This window comes from Clostridium sp. (genome assembly GCF_032552055.1).
In the GTDB taxonomy this organism is placed as follows: Bacteria; Bacillota; Clostridia; order Clostridiales; family Clostridiaceae; genus Clostridium.
In genome coordinates, this window is sequence record NZ_JAWGSV010000203.1 from 1 (window position 1) to 5,665 (window position 5,665).

General features: G+C 28.2%; 4 protein-coding genes. All 4 read left to right on the plus strand.

Features of this window, described 5'->3' with window-relative positions:
• Positions 1-1,465, plus strand: a 1,465-nt coding sequence (locus tag E6248_RS12240) for a PTS transporter subunit EIIC (protein WP_316341083.1), incomplete at its 5' end; no start/stop codon positions are given.
• A gap of 26 nt (positions 1,466-1,491) precedes the next feature.
• Positions 1,492-4,146 carry a glycoside hydrolase family 38 C-terminal domain-containing protein gene (locus E6248_RS12245; RefSeq protein WP_316341084.1) on the plus strand — a complete coding sequence of 885 codons (2,655 nt, stop codon included), beginning with the start codon at positions 1,492-1,494 and terminating at the stop codon, positions 4,144-4,146.
• Between the two features lie 85 nt (positions 4,147-4,231).
• Positions 4,232-4,870 carry a hypothetical protein gene (locus tag E6248_RS12250; protein WP_316341085.1) on the plus strand — a complete coding sequence of 213 codons (639 nt, stop codon included), beginning with the start codon at positions 4,232-4,234 and terminating at the stop codon, positions 4,868-4,870.
• 43 nt (positions 4,871-4,913) lie between these two features.
• Positions 4,914-5,665, plus strand: a 752-nt coding sequence (locus tag E6248_RS12255) for a type I phosphomannose isomerase catalytic subunit (RefSeq protein WP_316341086.1), incomplete at its 3' end; no start/stop codon positions are given.

The window sequence follows — 5,665 nt, forward strand, 5'->3', positions numbered from 1 at the left end:
TTGTAAAGCTATGGGAGATTCTGTATTTAGCAACTTACCTATTTTCTTTGCAATCGGTGTTTCTTTTGGGTTAGCAAAGAAAGAAAAGGGTTGGGCAGCTTTCTCAGGAGCAGTTGGGTTCCTAACAATGCATTTAATTATAAGTACATTATTTAAATTAAATGGAATAGGACCAGATACAACATCAATAGAATATTACACTAGTACAGGAATGAGTCAAATTGAGGCTGTTAGATATAAATCTTTATATACAAGTGTTTTAGGTTTCTTCTCATTTAATATGGGTATATTCGGAGGTCTAATAATTGGATTTACAACAGCTATTTTACATAATAAATTTTATAATATAAAACTTCCATTAGTATTGGAATTCTTTGGCGGTACTAGAACAGTACCAATATTAACTTTATTAGCTGGAACAGCTTGGGCAATTATTTTATATTTCGTATGGCCATCAATTGGATTAATGTTAGCAAGTTTTAGTGATTTCATAAGAAATACTGGATTATTTGGAACTTTTGTATGGGCAATAGCTGATAAGGGACTATTACCATTAGGTTTACATCACTTAATTACAACTCCACTAAGATTAACTCAACTTGGAGGAACAATGGAGGTTTGTGGTCAAATATATGAAGGTACAACTAATATTTATATGGCACAATTAGCTTGTCCTGACTCAGGTAAGTTATTAGTAAGAGGATTTACTTCAGGACGTATATTACTACATTTTGGTGGATTAGTAGGTGCTGCATTAGCAATGTATCAATGTGCACATAAGAGTAAGAGGAAAGCAGTTGCAGGACTACTAATACCGGTAGTTGCAACAATGATTCTATTCGGTGTTACTGAACCAATTGAATTTACATTCTTGTTTGTTGCTCCATGGTTATTCTACTTAGTACACGTTCCTCTAACAGGATTAGCCTTTGTTGTAGGTGAAATGTTTAATATATCTGTATATGGTGGATCTATAAAGGATATGTTACCTACATTTTTACAACCAGAAAAACTATATTTAACACCATTTTTATTTTTAATACCGATATTCTTTGCAATATATTATTTCTTATTTAAATATCTAATATTAAAGTTTGATATTAAAACTCCAGGTAGAGATACTAAGGAAGAAGATGATGTTAAATTATTTACTAAGAAAGAATATAAAGAAAAAGTAGAATCTAACAAGAAGAGAGAAGATGAACCTAAAGTAGAAGGAAGTATTTTAGCAAATAAAATAGTAGAAGCCTTAGGTGGAAAAGAAAATATTCAAAATGTAGGTAACTGCATGACTAGACTACGTGTAACTGTGAAAGATGATAGTTTAGTAGTAGATGAAAGCGAATGGATAAATAAATTAGAAGCTCATGGAGTAGTTAGAAAAGGAAATTCGATTCAAATTATATATGGGACAAGAGTTCCAATGGTTGCAGGAGATGTAAGAGATCTATTAGATGAAGAATAATACTGGCTTATAAGAAGGAGAAATATATGGATAAGAAGATACATGCAATTTCGCATACACACTGGGATAGAGAATGGTATTTTACTGATAGTGAATCTAGAGTTTTATTATCAAAAGCATTAGATGAAATAATTGAGGCTTTAGAAAACAATCCGGATTTTTTATACTATCATTTAGATGGACAAAGTTCATTAATTGAGTCTTATTTAGAGCAAAAGCCAAATGAGAGAGAAAGAATAGAAAAATTAGTAAGTGAAGGAAGATTATTAGTTGGTCCATGGTATACTCAGCCAGATATTTTTAATATAAATGCAGAATCTATTGTAAGAAATTTTAAATATGGAATTGAATATGCAGAAGATTTAGGCAAAAGTATGGATATTGCATATTTACCAGATACATTTGGTTCAAATGCTCAATTGCCACAGATAGCTAATGGTTGTGGTTTAACAGGAATAATAGTAAGACGTGGATATAGCCCTGAGGTACATGGAGATACTGAATTAGTATGGAAATCTTTAGATGGAACTGAAGTGCTTACAGCGGTACAAGCTTATGGATATTCTGTAGGTCATCCTGTAAGAGGTGCAAGAAATAGAAACTTTGATAAGGAACATTTAAAAATTGAGACATATCCATTAATGGAAAGTGTAAAAAAATTATCAGCATCTCAGCATGTTATGTGTCCAATTGGAGGCGACCAAGTAAGTGTTGATAAAGATTTCAACTTATTTGTTGACAAGTTAAATGAACATAAGACTACTGATGATGAGTATATACAAAGTTCGTTGCCAATATATATGGATGAAATAAGAAAAGAAATCGATAATTTCAAAGTGTTTGAAGGCGAATTTAGAACTCCAGTATATTCAAGAGTGCATAAAACAATAGGTTCATCAAGATATGATATAAAAGATGCTAATCATGTAGCAGAACAACATTTAATTAGAGTTTCAGAACCAATTACTGCAATAGCAAAGGATTTAAATTTTTGGTATGATCAAACATCATTAGAAAGAGCCTGGAAGTTGATTTTACAAGCTCATGCCCATGATAGTATGGGAGGGTGTAATTCTGATGAAACAAATAAGGAAATAGTTGAAAGATGTATTAAGGCAGATCAAATTGCCATTGCAATATATAATATTTTAGCTAAAAATATAGTTCTAAATATTGAAAATAATGAATATAATTCTTATTTCACTATTTTCAATGGAGGATTAACAAATAATGCTAAACGTAGTAAACATATATTAGTTACGGATTCTTCTAACTTTAAGCTATTTGACGATAAAAATAATGAAGTTAAATTTGATATAGTAAAGCAAATTAAAATTAAAAAGCCAAGAAAAGTATTATTAACAGTAAATGGTGAGGTAGAAGAAAATGTTGATGAATACTACTATGTAAGTAATATTTATTTAGGAGATACATTTATTCCTACTTTAGGATACACTACATTATTTATAAAAGAAGAAAATAATGATAATAGTGAAGACGAAAATAGTAAAACTAATAAAGTAGAAAATGATTTCTATATAATTGAAGTAGAAAATGGTAAGTTATCTCTATTTGATAAAGAAACTAAAAATAAATATATAGATTTTGTTTATTTTGAAGACGTAGCAGATGATGGTGATTTATATGATTTCTCCCCTATAGATGGAGATACTCCAATAATTATAAAAAATGTAGAAGTTGCTAATAGTCAAATTAAGAGTATGTATAGTGAGTTAGAATTAAAATATGAGTTTGAACTACCAAAATCACTATTAGAAAATAGACAAGGAAGAACTAGTGATGTTGTATCGCAATGTATAAAATTATCTTGTAAGCTTTGGAAAGATAGCAGAAGAATAGAGTTAACAGCAACTTATAATAATGAAGTTGATGATCATAGATTAAGAGCAATATTTGATCTAGGAAAATCTATTAATGAAGTATATGCTGATTTACCATTTGGATATATAAAAAGAGATAGTAACACAGATATAGATTTAAAGATTTCTGCTGAATATAATGTAAATATAGAACCGTTACAGAATACTTTAATAGTACCATTTGATCAAAATGACTACATGTCATTGTTAGTTAAATCAATTAAAGAATATCAAATTATTGATAATAATAAAATTGGTATATCTCTATTTAAGGGAGTAGGACAATTAGGTAAGAATGACTTAGTATATCGTCCAGGTAGAGCTTCGGGTAGAGAATATGCAGCTCCAGATGGACAATTAAGAAAAGAATTAACTTTTGATTTTGCCTTTGAACTATATAATAATGAAGAAAATGTACCGTTTTATAAAACATTATCAAGTTTAGATGAATACTTAAATCCATGCTTTAGTTATCAAAATCAGGATTTAAAGAAAGATGTACAAAGACTAGGTTTCTTTGATATATCTGTAAAAGAGAATAAAGTTAATACATCATATGGATATTTAAATTCTGAATACTTAATGGAATCTAAATTAATATTTAGTTCTATTACAGAAACTAAGAGTGGAGATAAACTATTAAGATTATTTAATCCATCTGATAATGAGATAAATATTGATATTTCTAAAATACCTCTATATGGAAAAGCATATAAATCAGATTTTCTAGGAAACAATATTGAAAATTTAGATAAGTGTGTGGTAAATAGATTCCAAGCTATCAATATATTAATAAAATAAATTGGAGGATGAATTAGATTATAAAAAGATCTAATTCATCTTTTTAGTGATAAGTAGTAAGATTTGTAGAAGAGGAGTATAAATTATGATTTTTAATAAGGAATGGTTAACTAAAAGCAAAATACGACTATTATTTATAGTTATGGGATTTTTAGTGGTAATTGCCTTTTTAGTATCAATTATTGTAACTGCAACTAATAAAAGAATACATAGAACTATGGATGATATGAATCAAATTTCTTATGAAGAACTCTTTAATAAAAATGATGATAAGTATTTTGTTTATTTTTATCAAGATGAATGTATAGTATGTAAAGAAATTAAAGATGAAATAATAAAATATTCAAAAAAAGGTGAAGTACCAATTTATGCATTAAATATGGGATTACCAAGTAATGAAGAAGGTTGGTATGAATGGGAAAAACATCATGAGCAATTTGATAAAGAAATTGGTATTATAAGTGAAAATGGTAAAAAAGAATTCTTTGATGGAGATACAGAAGAAAAGTATACAAATGATACTGAAGTAAATTGGGAAATCATAAATGAGGATAGCAAGATAATTGCTAAGAATAATACTCCATATATAAATATTGATGAATTTTCAAATGGAAATGTAAAAATAGCAACAACTCCATCTATGATTTTAGTAGAGAATAATAAATTCAAAGAATTTTATTCTACTGTAACAGAGATATTTAATGAGTTAAATACTTACTACTAAATATAAGTTAATATTAAATATGAAAAATTAAGGAGCTTAAAGAATGTATCCAATAAAATTCGAAAATTTATATTACGAAAAGGTCTGGGGAGGAAGAGACTTAGAAGAATTTAGAGAAAATCTTCCGTCAGGAAATATAGGTGAAAGCTGGGATATAGCATGTCATCCTAATGGCATGAGTATAGTTTCTAATGGAGAATTAAAAGGCAAGACTTTTAAAAAGATAATTGAGATGTATGGTAAGGATTTATTAGGTGAGAAAGTTGACGTGGAAGAATTTCCTTTATTAGTTAAATTGATAAATTCAAAGGAAAAACTATCAGTTCAAGTACATCCTGATGACGAATATGCAAAAAAAGTGGAAAGCTCTTTAGGAAAAACAGAAGCATGGTATGTTGTCGATGCTAATCCAGTAGCTTCATTAATAGTTGGAACAAAAGATTGTGATAAGGAAACTTTTGAGAAGGCTATAAAAGAAGGTAGAATAGAAGATTATTTAAATAAAATAGAAGTAAAAAAAGGTGATTGTTTTCTTATAAATAGTGGTCTTGTACATGCTATATGTGAAGGTGTTATTATAGCTGAGATACAGCAGAACAGTGATATTACATATAGAATTTACGATTATGGAAGAGCGAGAGAAATTCATGTAGAAAAGTCTTTAGATGTAATTAAATTTGATTTAGAAGTATTAAATTTAAGTGGAATTGAATTTAAAGAATACGATGAATATAAAAAAGCTATTCTTTGTAAAAGTACTTATTTCACAATAGAAAAGTATGTAATAAATAAAGA